At 56.8% G+C, this 14,659-nt stretch carries 12 protein-coding genes; 6 read left to right on the top strand and 6 right to left on the bottom strand.

Annotation, left to right across the window (positions count from 1 at the left end; translation table 11 throughout):
- Position 1: 1 nt before the first annotated feature.
- The 3 genes from rpsP to ACSYSO_RS07525 form a co-directional block, all read right to left on the bottom strand.
- Positions 2 to 472: a 30S ribosomal protein S16 gene (gene rpsP / locus ACSYSO_RS07535; RefSeq protein WP_489799371.1), complete on the bottom strand. Its 471-nt coding sequence runs from the start codon at positions 470 to 472 to the stop codon at positions 2 to 4.
- 294 nt (positions 473 to 766) lie between these two features.
- Positions 767 to 3,073, bottom strand: coding sequence for a glycoside hydrolase family 31 protein (locus ACSYSO_RS07530; RefSeq protein ID WP_491701756.1), 2,307 nt, complete (start codon positions 3,071 to 3,073; stop codon positions 767 to 769).
- Positions 3,074 to 3,230: 157 nt separating this feature from the next.
- On the bottom strand, positions 3,231 to 4,616 hold the full coding sequence (locus ACSYSO_RS07525) for an SLC45 family MFS transporter (RefSeq protein WP_489799375.1): 1,386 nt from the start codon (positions 4,614 to 4,616) through the stop codon (positions 3,231 to 3,233).
- Positions 4,617 to 4,827: 211 nt separating this feature from the next.
- Here ACSYSO_RS07525 and ACSYSO_RS07520 point away from each other — a divergent pair, with 211 nt between their 5' ends.
- The 6 genes from ACSYSO_RS07520 (at position 4,828) to ACSYSO_RS07495 (ending at position 9,676) form a co-directional block, all read left to right on the top strand.
- Complete coding sequence (locus tag ACSYSO_RS07520; protein ID WP_491701755.1) at positions 4,828 to 5,838, top strand: LacI family DNA-binding transcriptional regulator; 1,011 nt, start codon at positions 4,828 to 4,830, stop codon at positions 5,836 to 5,838.
- 306 nt (positions 5,839 to 6,144) lie between these two features.
- Positions 6,145 to 6,549, top strand: coding sequence for a DUF2712 domain-containing protein (locus ACSYSO_RS07515; RefSeq protein ID WP_489799378.1), 405 nt, complete (start codon positions 6,145 to 6,147; stop codon positions 6,547 to 6,549).
- Between the two features lie 78 nt (positions 6,550 to 6,627).
- Positions 6,628 to 7,503 (top strand): hypothetical protein, encoded by an 876-nt coding sequence (locus ACSYSO_RS07510; RefSeq protein WP_489799380.1) that lies wholly within the window; start codon positions 6,628 to 6,630, stop codon positions 7,501 to 7,503.
- Complete coding sequence (locus ACSYSO_RS07505; protein WP_491701754.1) at positions 7,493 to 8,200, top strand: hypothetical protein; 708 nt, start codon at positions 7,493 to 7,495, stop codon at positions 8,198 to 8,200. The genes ACSYSO_RS07510 and ACSYSO_RS07505 overlap by 11 nt, the downstream gene beginning before the upstream one ends.
- A gap of 5 nt (positions 8,201 to 8,205) precedes the next feature.
- Complete coding sequence (locus ACSYSO_RS07500) at positions 8,206 to 8,880, top strand: hypothetical protein (RefSeq protein WP_491701753.1); 675 nt, start codon at positions 8,206 to 8,208, stop codon at positions 8,878 to 8,880.
- Between the two features lie 157 nt (positions 8,881 to 9,037).
- On the top strand, positions 9,038 to 9,676 hold the full coding sequence (locus ACSYSO_RS07495) for an ABC transporter ATP-binding protein (protein WP_491701752.1): 639 nt from the start codon (positions 9,038 to 9,040) through the stop codon (positions 9,674 to 9,676).
- 19 nt (positions 9,677 to 9,695) lie between these two features.
- Here the strand turns inward: ACSYSO_RS07495 and ACSYSO_RS07490 are convergent, their stop codons facing one another.
- From ACSYSO_RS07490 to ACSYSO_RS07480, 3 genes are all read right to left on the bottom strand, one after another.
- Complete coding sequence (locus tag ACSYSO_RS07490; protein ID WP_491701751.1) at positions 9,696 to 10,889, bottom strand: endonuclease/exonuclease/phosphatase family protein; 1,194 nt, start codon at positions 10,887 to 10,889, stop codon at positions 9,696 to 9,698.
- A 158-nt stretch (positions 10,890 to 11,047) separates the two neighbouring features.
- Positions 11,048 to 12,721 (bottom strand): signal recognition particle protein, encoded by a 1,674-nt coding sequence (ffh, locus tag ACSYSO_RS07485; protein WP_489799390.1) that lies wholly within the window; start codon positions 12,719 to 12,721, stop codon positions 11,048 to 11,050.
- Between the two features lie 45 nt (positions 12,722 to 12,766).
- Positions 12,767 to 14,572, bottom strand: coding sequence for a cysteine--tRNA ligase (locus ACSYSO_RS07480; protein WP_491702084.1), 1,806 nt, complete (start codon positions 14,570 to 14,572; stop codon positions 12,767 to 12,769).
- Positions 14,573 to 14,659: the final 87 nt, after the last annotated feature.

The following is a 14,659-nucleotide window of genomic DNA, read 5'->3' as shown; positions in this document are numbered from 1 at the left end:
ACTACTCAGCCTTTTCCTCTTCTGCAGCGGGCTCAGAGGCCTCTTCTGCAGGCTGCTCGGCTTCAGCTGCCTGAGCGGCGGCTTCGGCTTCAGCTTTGGCCTTCGCCTCGGAGTTGGCGGCCTTGAGCTTCTGTGCCTGAGCTTCAACAGCCTCGACGCGAGCGGCGGCATCCGGACCTGCTTCAGCGGTCTTCAGCGTGCCCTCGGCGCCATCGATGCCCTTGAACTTCTGCCAGTCACCGGTGATCTGCAGCAGCTTCTTGACCGGGTCGCTCGGCTGTGCGCCGACGCCCAGCCAGTACTGTGCGCGCTCAGAGTTGATCTGGATGAGTGAAGGCTGCTTGTTCGGGTCGTAGATGCCGATCTCCTCGATCGACTGACCGTCGCGCTTGTTGCGCGAATCGGTGATGACCACGCGGTAGAAGGCATAGAACTTCTTACCCAGGCGCTTCAAACGAATCTTGGTTGCCATAACGGCTCTCCTTGTAAATGCAATGCGACATCCGCCAATGTGTGGGGCACAACGGCTTGCTTCGCGCGTTCCTCGGGTCGAACGGTTTGAGAGGGCCCGCCCAGCCACGAATAACCGTTCCACTATACCGCACAGCGTGGATAGAAAATTCGGTGCAAATTGAGGGGTTGATTGCTGACAATAGCAATGCCTGAGCCGGTTTGCGTAACATAGCAAACGGCTGGCGCGGTTTGTTTGCCGTACCAGCCGATTGTGTGATGAGGCGCTACTGCGCTGCATCATTGCGTTACTTCGCTATTGCGCAACGTATGAGGCGCTTCCCTCATCCCAGGAGAAGGTGAGGCTGCTGCCGGGCAGCTCCAGCGTGACCTGCCGGTAGACCGGCTCGAAACCGCGATGCTCCAGCGTTACGCTAGAGTTCTCGCCGTCGGCTTCGACGTGATACACGTTGTATTTGCCTTCCTCGTATCCGAAGCTGAAACCGTCGTCCTGGTAGTGGTCGGTACTGCCGGCATCGCCGAAGAGACGGAAGGTCATCGCTGTATCCGGTTCGTCGCGCAAATGTTCCACCACCGGTCCCACGGGCAGCATACTGTCCGCTTTGATGAACAATGGCAGTACATTCAGCGGTGCGTCGACCAGAATATCGCGGCCGCCAGTATGGCGCTCGCCGCTCCAATAGTCGATCCATTCACCCTGCGGCAGATAGACCGCACGGGACACCTGGCCTTCGTTCACCACCGGGGCGACGAGTACCTTGTCTCCCACCATGTATTCATCATTGCAGGTGCGTGTACGTGGGTCATCCTCGTAGTTGAGCACGAGCGGGCGCATGATGGGCAGGCCGTCATGCTGTTCGGCGGCGAAGCAGTCGTAGAGGTAAGGGATGAACCGGTAGCGCAGATGCAGGTAGTCGCGGTAGATGTTCAGCACATCCTCACCGAATACCCATGGCTCCTGGTCGCGCACTTGCAATGCTGCATGGTTGCGCAGCATGGGGCTGAAGATGGCGGCCTCAATCCAACGGGTGAGTAGCTCAGCTGTGCAGTCGGCGCTGAATCCACCGATGTCTGCGCCCACGTAGGCGAATCCGGAAAGTCCCATGTTGCTCAGCTGCGGAACGGACATCTGCAAATGCTGCCACAGGCTTTGGTTGTCGCCGGTCCACACGGCGGAATACTTTTGCGTGCCGGCGTAGGCGGCGCGGGTGATGACGTACGGGCGCCGGTCACTCGCGGCGCGGATGCCCTCGTAGGTGGCCTTGGCCATGTTGTGCCCGTACACGTTGTTCATGCGGCGCAGGTCGCTGGGCTGCCCTTCGTCGCTCATCACCACGTCCTCGGGCATGTCGCCGTCGAATGTGGCCGGCTCGTTCATATCGGTCCAGATGCCGGCGGCGCCGGTATCAAGTAGGAACTTGCAGTGTTTGCCCCACCATGTGCGCACGCGTTCGTCGCCGAACGCCGGGAAGGCCGACTTGCCGGGCCAGACGCGGTTGATGTAGATTTCTCCGGTCTCGGGATCAGTGGCGAAGTAGCCTTCCTTGACCCCCTCTTGGTAGATTTCATAGTCTTCGTCCTGTTTGACCCCCGGGTCGAGAATCGGGATGACGCGCACGCCACGGCTTTTAAGGTCGGCAAGGAATCCTTTGGGGTCTTTGAACTTGTCGGTGTCCCAAGTGAAGACACGGTAGCCGTCCATATAGTCGATGTCGAAGTGCACAGCCTCCAACGGCAGGTGGTATTGCGCGAACTTGTCGACGATTTCTTCCACGCGCTCTTGGCTCATCGAGTAGCCCCAGCGTGACTGCTGATAGCCGAGCATCCAACGCTGTGGCAGGGGTGTGCGGCCGGTCAGGTACGTGTAGTTGGAGACCACGGATTTGAGGTCGGCTCCGCCCAGAATGTAATAGTCAAGGTTGCCGTCCACTGCTGAATAGAAGTAGTATCCGTTGTTTTCCTTGCCCAAGTCGAAGTGACTGCGATAGGTGTTGTCGAAGAAGAGGCCATAGGCATGGCCGCGCTTCAACCCCAGCAGGACGGGAATTGACTTATAGAGGTTGGTGAAGCTTTCGATATGCGGGCGCGGCTCGTCGTAGTTCCAGTTGTCGTATTCGTAGCCGCGCTTGTCGAGGAACCCGGTTTTATCACCCAAGCCGTAGAAGTGTTCGTCGGCATCCAGCTGGTTGATGATTTCGTAATATTCGCTTGTTCCGGCACCGACCTCTGAGACCTCATGACCTTCGGCGCGCACAATGCTTTGATGGCCGGCATCGAGCGTCTTGTTGATGGTCTCACCGCGACCTTGCCGATGAGTGAGTACGAGCGGGTTGCCATCCGCGTCGTAAACATCCACGTTGAATCCTGCATCCACATTGACCCGGAGCGCGTCCGTGCGAATTTCGACGTGATCGCCTTGGTCGGTGGTGGTGAACTGGGTGAGTTGGCTTTTATCCCCCTCTATGGCATAGGAGTTGGTGTGACGGCCTCGGTCCTGGAAAACCCGGATGATTTCAGGGGTGAGGATGGTCAGCTCGAGGTTTCCCTCTTCGCAGCTTAGGGAGATGGTTTGGCCGCTGATGGCCTGTTTCAATGTCTGCATGATGGTGTTCTTTCCTATGTGCAGTGTGTGGATGGTCGTGTATTGAAATCGTCGGTGTTATGAACACCGTATCGATTATGGACGGGGGTTCACGCGCGCTGGTGGCTCTGCGCCCTGCGACGCGGATGAGCCGCAGGGCGCAGAGCCAGGCTTTGGTTTACTCCTTGGCAGCGAGTTCCTTGGCCTTCGTGTCCTTGATAATGCCCATGAAAGCACCACCGAGCAACCAGGAGACACCGCCGATGACGAGCATGGTGGGCATGGAGCTGCCGGTGAGCGGGAAGATGATGAAGCTCAGGAGCGAGGCCGCGATTTGCGGCAGGCAGATGAAGATGTTGAACAGGCCCATGTAAGCGCCGTCGTTTTCGCCGTCGGTTTCAGTGGTGAAGATAGCGAACGGTTCGGCGTGCATGGTCAGGTAGCAGATGCCGATCAGGGTGAACGATCCGATGAGCATGTACTGGTTGTGGCAGAACGCCGTCCAAATCATGCCTACGCCGCCGCACAGCAGACCCACGCGGTACCAGAACTTGCGCTTGTACTGGCTGGTGCGCGAGAGCACCAGGAATCCGTAGACGATGCCCACGATGGACTGCACGAAGGTGAGGATGCCGTACCAGTTGCCTGCCGCTTGGAATCCTGCGGAGGAGGAGTCGGAGGTGCCCCACACGTTCTTGGCGATGGCGCCGGTAGCGTAGGTCCACAGGTACTGGATGCCGAAGTAGGCGAAGAACTGGATGACAGCGACCTGCCAGAAGGTGGCCGGAGCCTCCTTGATGAGCGTCCAGTAGGACTTCTTCGGGGTCTTCTTGGACTTCTCATAGTCGAAGTTGTGGTAGTCGGCGTAGGTCTCGGGATCGTATTCCTTGACGGAGAGAATGGTGTAGATCGAGGTGACGAGCAGCACCACCGCAGCGATGTAGAAGGAGAGACGCACGGACATGGGTACGACGCCTTTGCGGTCGACGTTGGCGATGCCCAGCCAGGTGAGCACGAACGGGCAGAGGTTGGCGAGCACACCGCCGAGGTTGCTGAAGGACTGCTGCCAGCTCCAGGCCTTGTCTTTCTGCTTCTCATTGACCATGTCGCCGATGATCATGCGGAATGGCTGCATGCAGGCGTTGTTGGACAAATCCATGAGGGCCACAGCTACCGCGCCAAAGAGCAGCGCTGCGGTGGAACCGAAGCCGAATCCCAGAGATCCCGAGTTGGGCAGCAATACCATGACGATGGCGGCCAGCGGAGATGCGACGAGCAGTATGGGCATGCGGCGGCCGAATCTTGGTGACCAGAAGGAATCGGAGAATTTGCCGAGGATGGGCTGCACGATCATGCCGATGAGCGGAGGCAGAAGGAAGAAGAGGCTGAGCTTGTTGGGGTCAGCACCCAGGGTTTGGAAAATACGGCTCATCTGTGAGGTCTGTAGCGAGAATGCCATATTGACGCCGCAGTAGCCAAAGGTGAGGGCGAACATCATTTTGGAGGTGATGTCAGGTAGGGAATGATGTTTGGCGTGGGTTGTCGCCGATGGTGTATTGGCCACGTTGCTCCTTCGGAAGTGGGTAATGTAAACGTCTACCGTAGACGTTTACAGAGCATTACTGTACTCCTTTTTTGTCGATGCGCAACTCTGCCGCTGTGCTACCGATCCGCGCGTTGACGCCCTGCCATTCGTGAGATAACGACCCTTCACTAGAATGAGCATGAGAAGAGCCGGTTAATGAGGAAACGTTTACTGCAAGGGGATGTGCGGCATGGCAATGCGATCGCGAGTTACGATCAAGGACATCGCCGAGAGGCTGCACCTTTCAACCGCCACCATATCCAGAGCGCTCTCAGGCAGAGGCGAGCACAATGATAAAACGGTGGAACTGGTAAAGCAAACGGCCAAAAGCATGGGATATGTGCGTAACATGGCCGCCTCCGATCTCGTGCAGCGCGAAAGTCATATCATCGCGGTGGTCATGTCGAGTACCAAATCGAACTTCGGCACCAACATTGTGGGTGAGATTGAAGCCAAGGCCGCACAGCACAACTTGGATGTGTTCGTCATTCATGTAGGTAACAATGATTCCCAGGCTCAGCAGCGTGCCATTCGTGCAGCTGTCGAACGTGCGGTGCGTGCGGTGGCGCTGGTCTCTCTGGAACTGGATGAGCAAACCGTACGTATGCTGCACGATTCTGGCATACCGTGCGTGGTGCTGTCTGCCCCAGTGGTGGACAACGCGCTGCCATTCGTTACCTCCGACAATTTTAAGATGGGCTACGAAGCCACCGAATTTCTTGTTTCCCGTGGGCACACGGCGATCGGTCTTGCCGGTATTCCCGACCAAGGCGCGGTACGGCTGCGCGTGGATGGCTACCGGCAATGCATGAAGGACCACGGTCTTGCTGTTGAGGGGCGGTGGATTCAGTACGGCACGTGCGTGTATGAGGACGGTGTGGCGGCGGTCGATGCCTATAGCGGGGCCGGTATGGACGTGACCGCCGTCGTCGGAGCCAGTGATTTGACGGCATTCGGAGCGATGAACCGCGCGTCGGAACTGGGGTTGAATGTGCCTTTGGACTTGAGTGTTATGAGCTTCGACGGCACGGAACTGGTAGATATGGTGCGGCCGAGTCTGACCAGCGTGACCCAAGATTTTGACCGCATGGGCAAAGACGGATGCGACATACTTGCCGCGGGGGAGCAGGGCAATTTCCCGCACTACGTGCCCTTTACCGTCATCGAGCGCGAGTCAACCGCAGTACGTGGCAGGGCGTGAGCGGCGTGTGATATTTGGTGGGCGCCGGCGTTGGAGAGTGCTGTCGTTGTGTCTGCAACGCTTGTCGGCGTGTCGCGCCGAGATTGCTGATTTTGCATATATTTTAAGCATGTGGAAGCAAAAAAAATATTTGCTATTTTCATATACATATTTGCTCTGTGAGAAATATTTTGTTATTCTCTTAACAGCTCCGGCTTGTTGTAGGAGCTGTTCGGATAGCACAAAGTTGTGTTTTGTCTGTCTGAGCCCACACATGAGTGGACCCGACAGCAATGTGGGGTGTACTCACGAAATAAAGGAATAAAAATGAAGACTATGAATATAAAGCATAAGGCTATGGCCTCGCTCGCTATTGTAGTCTCCATGTTCAGCTTCGCTGCTCCGGCGATGGCTAACAATCATGGTGATACTGGCTGGTCGGCGACCACAAGCGGTTGGAATACTGTTGATACTCCGAATCGGCAGAAGCAGGATGCCTCATCTGGGTATATTCGCACGCAGTATGCTAACAAGACTGTTCGTGCATGGATGCTTGGCTATCACAATGAGGATGTATCTTCGGCAACGGTTTATATGACTTCTGGGCAAGCTCGAAAAGTAAGTAATTTTACTTACGAGCGGTACGGGCGAAAGCAAGTTCATATGCGAACCCAAAGTAACAGTGGGAATGGCTACACCGGATATGGTGTGTGGAGCCCCGACTCTGTGTGATGTATCTGGGGTGCGCAGCTATGTTCAATAGCTGCGCACCTTTTATAGAAGAGAGGTGAATGAGGATACATGTGGGCAATGATAAAACGACAGCTTATTCGTAATCTGTTCAGTGTGCGCATACTAATTATCATCGCAGCATCTGCTGTGCTTATTTTCTTTAACCATTGGTCGTACTGGCATGCAGGATTCATGCCGACGGCGAGTGCCCCGACTTTTCTGCGTGAAGTAATGCTATTCAGTCGAGATGGCTCGTCCGGTCCTATATATTTACTGCTGCTGCCATTCTTTGCAGCGCTGATTGGTGGCAGTGTTTTTTCTATTGAGCGTTTTACGGGGCGAATCAATAGTTTGTATACTCGTAAAAGCAGAAACTCAGTGCTTCGAGGATCGATGATCTCTGGCTTTCTGCTTGGTGGCATAGGAGGTACGATGCCTTTGCTGCTGAACTTGCTTGTGGCAGCTGTACGAGATCCGCACATGACATTCATTGATGGAGTTGATTGCGCGCCTGATGCTGCTACGTATATGACAGAAGCTGAGTATAAAGCGGCTGGATGTTATCGATATATTTTGATTGATTCAAAAACGTGGTTATATGATGTATATAAAACTAATCAGGTGCTGCTCATTGTAACTGTACTGCTAATGGTATTCCTTATTTCAGGGCTTTTCGCTACCCTTGCCGTCGGAGTTTCCTTCTTTACCAAAAAGCGGTTTGTGGAGTTGCTGATTCCATTTGTTGTCAGTCTGGTTTGGTGGGCACTGCCGGATATTACGCTTGGGGCTGTTCCCAATGAACTTAGTCATGTTACGTTTTTGAATATCGCTTCTGCACAATCCGCCACGGGAGGCCGCAATTACAGTGCGACTGGTTTTGTGATTACCGTGTTGGGTTTGGCGTTCTTGTCGTGGCTTTGCGTGTTTGTCGAAAGGAAGTGCGATGTCAGTTAGTGAGGTATTGGCACCGCTGCGAAGGTCCTCGAATCTGAAGAAAATCGTGGTTGCCGTGGCGCTGGTATATGCGATTCTGTATTCAGTTGCTTCGTTCTTCTTCTCTCAGCAGTCCGATTTTGCCGGTGACTACGACACGTACATGAGGCAAGCCTCCGTAGTAGGATGGTTGCCGTCCATACTGATACTGCAAGCCGCTGGCAGCACGCAATATCCGGCTTTCGAACGTGTGAGACAGCAACCCAAACGAGAGCTGGCCGTCAATATGGCGTGGGTGCTGGTGGTCTCAGTGCTGCAAGCAGCCCTCGGCGCGGTTCTGTTCGCGGTCATGGAATTTGCCGTGTTCGGCAATCCTGCCGTTGCCAAATGCTGGTCGGTGGTCATAATGGTGTTCGCTCAGCTGGTGATGATGGGTGTTGCCGTGCAGCTGCTCGTGTTGTTATTGGTCAATCTCGGGTTTTCGTTCGGTCAGGTCGTACCGTGGGTCACCATCATTTTTGTGTTGGGAGGCTGGTTTCTGCTGGCATTCCCAGGCACCATGGGACGTTACTTGTACTACTTCTGGTATCCCGTCGGCATGGACTGGAGGCAAGTTCTCTTCGATCAGGTCGTGCCGTTCGTCGGATATGGGCTGCTGATGATTTTGGCAAACCAGACGGCGTTTGAGCGGCTTGACTACATCGACAAAGTCGGGTGATTGCCGTGCATCAAGTTCATCGTGCCTGGCAGCAACTGAGCGGGCGCACCGGTATTCGCTTGCTCATACTCGTTCTGCTGGCGCTGCTGACATTCCAGTTCTACACGGGTGTACTCTCCGGGCAAAACAATGGCGTGTTCATTGGCATGTACCACCTCTCGAAAGATGTCGGAGTACCAGACCTGATGGTCAATGCGGCCGCCATCGGCTTCATGGCCTGCGGCGTCGCGATACCTCTGGAGCAGATGTCAGAGTATTTGAGTGTGCCTGACTACTATGTCTACGTTCGTGCGCGCCGCGGCATCATGCATTTCGTTCGCTATCTCGCGCTGGTGATTGTCTATTGCCTGGTGTTCACCGGGTTGCAGACGGTGATTGCCGTTATGGTTCTTCCAAGTTCGTACACTGCTCGGATATTGGTATCCTCCGTGTGTGCGGCATGGACGCTTCTGGTGCTCATGCTGACTGCCAACGCAGGCTATCTGTTGGGGAATCGAGCCATAGGGTATTTCGTTGCGGCATTGCTCTACGGTTTGCTTCTTGCCGTTCCGAATTTCACCAAATGGTTCGCGTTCGCAACGGTAGGCGCGGTGCCGGCTTGGGTACCGGTACTGGCTGGGGCCACGGTGCTGCTGGTGGTGGGCAATGCAATTGTGTTCAACCGCTATGAAATTGAGTGAGCAGGGATGCGGCGAAGGTAGGCATCTTTACTACGCACCGTCGTTTCCGTGATACAGCATATGCAAACCCGGTATGTGCATTTCATCCCGTGTAGACATGCGTCAACCAGAAAAACAGGAGTCATCCTACAGATGACCAATCGATAAAGGAATTATCATGTACGTTGAAGTCAATAATATTTCGAAAACCATCAAGAAGAAGCCGGTGCTCACCAATGTTTCCGCGAAATTCGAACGCGGTCACATCTATGGCATTGTTGGTCCCAACGGTTCGGGTAAGACCATGCTGCTGAGAGCCATATGCGGGTTCATACAGCTTGATGAAGGCGAGGTTCTCATTGGTGATAAACCAGTAGAATTCAACGAAAAGCTGCCGGATTCTGTTGGAGTAATCATCGAAAATCCCGGTTTCGTCACGTCTGAGACTGCCATGCAGAATCTCGAGTACCTCGCCGGCATCAATAAGGCGTTTGACCAGGCAGAGGTGGAACGGTTGCTGAAGCACTTTGGGTTGCAGGGGCATGAAAACGAGAAAGTCAAGGCATATTCGTTGGGTATGAGGCAAAAGCTAGCCATCGTGCAGGCGCTGATGGAACATCAGAATCTGGTGCTGCTTGATGAGCCTACTAACGGTTTGGATGAGCGTTCCGTAGCCTTGTTCCTCGATGAGATGCGTCATCAGCGAGAATTGGGGCGCACCATCGTCATCGCCTCGCATCACAGTGATGAGCTGAACCAGATTGCCGATTGTCTCTATGCCATGGCTGACGGGCGGCTGAGCGCAAAATCAGTGTGAGACAGTTGCCGGTGGTACATTATCGCCGCCGCACGCGAGCCACCAGCGCCAGATGGTCGGTGCCGGGGACCGATACGGCCATGGCATCTGTGGGAATGAGTGGCGCACTCGCCAAAACATGGTCGAGTTCGAGGCGTGGCCAGCGCAGCCAAGCAGGGAAGCTGGCCACAGTGCGGTGATGTTCGGCCAGTCCGGCATCGGTAAAGCCGGACCGCAGCAGAGCACGGAAACTGGGGTGCGACAGGCTTGAATTGAGGTCGCCCATAATCACCACTGCTGCGGGTACGGCGGTGGCGGCAGCAGCGCTAGTAGAAGTCTTGTTGCGGCTGGCCATGCCGGTATCTCTTGCGGCAACGTCATGTGCTGCGGGTGTGCCGCGGTCAGCGAATGGCTGTTCTGCCAGTGTTCCCAGTGCGCGGATGCCGGCCGACCACTCACGACACCCACGCATGGGGGACTTGGGGTGAGCGCTGACGAAGGTGATGCCTCCAACCTGGGCGTACGGGGCGTCGGCAGCTTCAATATCGACGCTGCGCGCAGCAGAGTCCTCGGGTTTGTCAACAGTCCAAATGCCGTTGAATCCGCCGTTGTCGCTTGCTTGGTGGCGTCCAAGCTGACGGTAGGGCAGCAGCTGCGCCAAGCCAGCATCGTCCAGTGCGCGAACCAGTTCAGGAGTGAGCTCCTGCAACGCCAACACGGCAATGTTTCGTTCCCGAACCTCAGTGACAATCGCCCCCGCATCAGCTTTGCCGAAGCGGCAGTTCAGCGTCATAACGTTGAGCTTGGTAGACAGGCCATTCGCGGTTTTGCAGGCGGTCTTGTTATCGTTATCGCTGTTGGTGCCATTGTTGTTGCTACTACCAGTTGTAGGTACAGTTGCATCTGCAGTTTCAGTTGCGGCCTCGGTACCGTCAGTGTGCGATTGCGCCCCGCTATCTAGCTGTATGCCGCGCCCCGTTGCGCGAGACACCCGCCTGCGATGCCACGGCGAATTTACGAAGGCAATCACCACCATGATGCCCGCGCTGAGCAACGTAGCAAAGGTGCTACCGGTGACAGCGCCCAGCACCAAGCACACCGCCGCCGGAATCCACAGGAACCGCACAAACGAGATGAAATAGGGCAGTGGCGCACGGCCGTCCCAGCCCGCCGGCAGGAAACGTAGCAGCGTCCAAACGGCGAGTAGACCCGTCACGATATTCAAAGCAATCATGACGACTCCGTTTCCGTCAGGCAAAGGATGAGATGACTCATCTCACGGACGAGTACGAATGAGCCAATAAGTAGAAGTAGTAGGTGTTTGAGGTCGTGCGGTGACTGGCGGCATTCATGTGCCAGTCACCGCGGCGAATAAGTGGCAACTGGCACTGGTCAGCCCAGCAGCCCCGACAGTCCACCACCGAAGTTCGGCGGCAAATCAGGCACGCCGTTCTGCGAGCCTTGACCGCCACTCCCTGCTCCCAAAGCCTCCTGGAGCTCAGGTGGCAGACCATTCGGATCCTGCTTTTTGGCGAACGCCGAACCGCCGGACTTGCTGCCGCCCTTGCCGGACAGCTTGTCGCGCAACGCCTTTTCCTCAGCCTCGCGCTTCATTGGATTGCCGGACTTCGACTTGCCCTTCTTGCCTTTTTTGCCCTTCTTGCCGGCTTTGCCTCCGCCCATGGCAGGGCCGCCGAAGCCTGGGATACCGCCCGAAGCCTTGTTGGTCACTCGCTTCATCATCTTGGCTGCCTGCTCAAATCGCTGCAACAGACCGTTGACCGTCGACACGGTGTTTCCTGAACCGTAGGCGATGCGCGCACGGCGGGAACCGTCGATGATGGACGGGTCGCGCCGCTCCTCAGGGGTCATGGAGTGGATAATGGCCTCTGTGCGGTCAATTTCGCTCTCATCAAACTGCTCAAGTTCCTTGCGGTGTGCGGCCATACCTGGGATCATGCCCAGAATGCTCTTCATGGAGCCGAGCTTGCGCACTTGCTGTAGCTGCTCGAGGAAGTCGTCCAGACCGTACGTGCCCTGCGCCATCTTCTTGGCTGATTCGAGCGTCTGCTGCTCGTCGAATTCCTTCTGCGCCTGCTCGATGAGCGTGAGAATATCGCCCATGTCAAGGATTCGAGAAGCCATGCGGTCGGGGTGGAACACCTCGAAGTCCTTCAGGCCTTCGCCGTTGGAAGCGAAGAGAATCGGCTTGCCGGTCACGCTCGCCACAGAGAGTGCTGCGCCGCCTCGTGCATCGCCGTCGAGCTTGGAGAGCACCACGCCGGTGAAGTCCACGCCTTGGTCGAACGCCTGCGCGGTTTTGACAGCATCCTGGCCGATCATGGCGTCGATTACAAAAAGAATTTCGTTGGGGTTGACAGCGTCGCGAATGTTGCGCGCCTGAGCCATGAGCTCTTCGTCTACGCCCAAACGACCCGCAGTATCGATGATGACCGTATCGTACAGCTTCTCATTGGCGAATGCGATGGAGTCCCGTGCCACCTTGACCGGGTCGCCGGACGTGCTGCCCGGAGTTGCTACAGCCTCGCCGCCGGCTGACTGCACGCCGCGCTCGGGAGCATATACCGGCACACCGGCGCGTTCGCCGACCACTTCCAGCTGGGTCACAGCGTTCGGGCGCTGCAAATCGGCAGCAACCAGCAGAGGAGTATGACCCGAATCCTTGAGCCAGTAGCCCAACTTGCCTGCCAACGTGGTCTTACCCGCGCCTTGCAGACCTGCCAGCATAATGACGGTAGGCGGGTTCTTGGCGAAGTTCAACGGGCGATCCACACCGGCGCCCAACACGTTGGTGAGCTCCTCGTTGACGATTTTCACCACCTGCTGGGCGGGATTCAGCGCCTCGGAAACCTCGGTGCCTAACGCGCGCTCGCGGATGGTGGAAGTGAAGGAGCGCACCACGTCGAGCGCCACATCGGCGTCGAGCAGGGCACGGCGAATCTCGCGGATCGTTCCGTCGATGTCCGCCTCGGAAAGTTTGCCCTTGCTCTTCAGGTGTTTGAAGGCATTAGAGAGCTTGTCTGTTAAAGAACTAAATGCTGCCATAATGTCCACAATTCTAGCGGGCGCGCGGGAAAAGTTTAGGAGCCGCTACTTGAGGCTCCACGTGGAACCGTCACGCCCGTCCTCGATGGTGATGCCCTTGGCGGTCAGATAGTCGCGGATGCGGTCTGCCGCCTCGAAATTCTTGGCAGCGCGTGCGGCGGAACGTGCATCGAGCGAATCGTGCACCATGGCGTCGAGCACCTCATGTTCGGTGGCTGCTCCGTCCGCCTGCGCCGAATCGGACTGACCATGCGCCCCCGCTGCCCACGGTTCGGCGAGCGGGTCAAGACCGAGCACATCAAGCATGGCGCGCACGGAAAGCAGTGTGGCGTGCAGCCTACCTTGGACGTCGGTTGTGCTCTTACCTGCCGCCTGTGCTTCGGCAAGCTCGCTCATCTGTGCATTGCCTTCGCGGATGGCGCTAAATATCGCTGCGGTCGCACCAGATATACTGAAATCGTTGTTCATGGAAGTCACGAAGTCCTCGGGCAGCTCCGTGGCACTTACTGCTGCCACCTCGTCGCGAGAAGGCTGGGCGGACAGCGCCTCGCCGGCTCTCGTGGTGAAATTATTGATGCGCTCATATGCCGCCTGCGCTTCGGCCAGAGTCTGGTCACTCCACTCCAGCATCGAACGGTAGTGGACGGTTCCTAACGCGTAACGCACCACCCAAGCTGAGTGTTCCGCCAATACCGCCGGCACGGAGAGCCCGTTGCCCAGCGATTTGCTCATTTTCTCGCCCTTGGCCGTCACCCAAGCCGAGTGCATCCATACGTTTGCGCTGTCCCATCCGGCGGCCAAAGACTGTGCCATTTCGTTCTCGTGGTGCGGGAAGCGCAGGTCGAGCCCGCCGCCGTGAATGTCGAACATGCTTTGGCTCGGTTGTGCAGGGTTGTAGAGGTAGCGGTGACTCATGGCCGAGCACTCGATATGCCAGCCCGGCCGCCCCTCGCCGAACGGGGTTTGCCAGCGTGCGGTCGCCGGGTCGCTGGGCTTGGAGGCCTTCCACAATGCGAAATCGCGCGGATCTCGTTTGCCGTCTACGTTGTCGGCTGGATCTGCGGGGTTGTAGCGGTCGTTTCCTGCTCGATCCACACTCGGGCCCATTTGATCAGTAATCGCAGTGTCAGCGTCTCTGTCGGTGTTAACCTCTGCGTTTGCGTCTGTGCCGGCCGCTGCGCCTGTCTCTGCGGCATCGGTATGCCGCGCCGCTTGAGTCGGGATATTGATGGCGCTCGCATCGCTGCCTTCGGACGGGCGCGCGTCGTGAGTCTCATCGTTCTGTTTCTGCCGCGTCAACTCGCCATAGCGCGGCCAACTGGCTACGTCGAAGAACACGTTCCCGGTCGGCTTGCCATCCGCATCCTTAATAACGTAAGCGTGCCCGTTGTTGATGAGTTGTTCGATGAGCTCCACCATGTCACCGATGTGCCCGGTCGCGCGCGGCTCATAGGTAGGAGCCATCACGCCGAGTGTTTCGTAAGCGTGCGTGAATTCGCGCTCGTAGATGTAGGCGCGCTCCCACCACTGCTGCCCGGCAGCGTGCGCTTTGGTGAGGATTTTGTCGTCAATATCGGTCACATTGCGAATGAAGGTGACCTTGAATCCCAGCTTTTCCAACCAACGGCGAACCACATCGAACGCTACTCCTGCACGGATGTGGCCAATATGCGGTGAGCTCTGCACGGTGGCGCCGCACACGTACATCCCTACCTGCCCTGGCACGATTGGTTCGAACGGCTCTACGCTGTGCGTGGCCGTGTTGTAGACGGCCAGCTTGTCGGCAATCTGTTGGTTTTCAGGAGTTAAGCTCATTGGAGTGCGGTTCTTTGCATCGGAGTTCTCACCCATTGCCTTGGAGGACTCTGCGCTAGAGCCTTCGCGCACATCGTTGCGGTCGCCTGTCGTGGCCAGCTTGCTGCTGTGCTGCTCTGCTGA

It is taken from the genome of Bifidobacterium sp. ESL1130 (genome assembly GCF_058507935.1).
The sequence above is the reverse complement of the archived record's forward strand: the minus strand, read 5'-3'. Positions and strand labels throughout refer to the sequence as shown.

Bases quoted from the DNA above. Each gene is read 5' to 3' on its own strand.
- rpsP (WP_489799371.1), bottom strand. From the start codon at position 472: ATGGCAACCAAGATTCGTTTGAAGCGCCTGGGTAAGAAGTTCTATGCC.
- ACSYSO_RS07530 (WP_491701756.1), bottom strand. From the start codon at position 3,073: ATGCAGACATTGAAACAGGCCATCAGCGGCCAAACCATCTCCCTAAGC.
- ACSYSO_RS07520 (WP_491701755.1), top strand. From the start codon at position 4,828: ATGGCAATGCGATCGCGAGTTACGATCAAGGACATCGCCGAGAGGCTG.
- ACSYSO_RS07515 (WP_489799378.1), top strand. From the start codon at position 6,145: ATGAAGACTATGAATATAAAGCATAAGGCTATGGCCTCGCTCGCTATT.
- ACSYSO_RS07510 (WP_489799380.1), top strand. From the start codon at position 6,628: ATGATAAAACGACAGCTTATTCGTAATCTGTTCAGTGTGCGCATACTA.
- ACSYSO_RS07505 (WP_491701754.1), top strand. From the start codon at position 7,493: ATGTCAGTTAGTGAGGTATTGGCACCGCTGCGAAGGTCCTCGAATCTG.
- ACSYSO_RS07495 (WP_491701752.1), top strand. From the start codon at position 9,038: ATGTACGTTGAAGTCAATAATATTTCGAAAACCATCAAGAAGAAGCCG.
- ACSYSO_RS07490 (WP_491701751.1), bottom strand. From the start codon at position 10,889: ATGATTGCTTTGAATATCGTGACGGGTCTACTCGCCGTTTGGACGCTG.
- ffh (WP_489799390.1), bottom strand. From the start codon at position 12,721: ATGGCAGCATTTAGTTCTTTAACAGACAAGCTCTCTAATGCCTTCAAA.
- ACSYSO_RS07480 (WP_491702084.1), bottom strand. From the start codon at position 14,572: ATGGGTGAGAACTCCGATGCAAAGAACCGCACTCCAATGAGCTTAACT.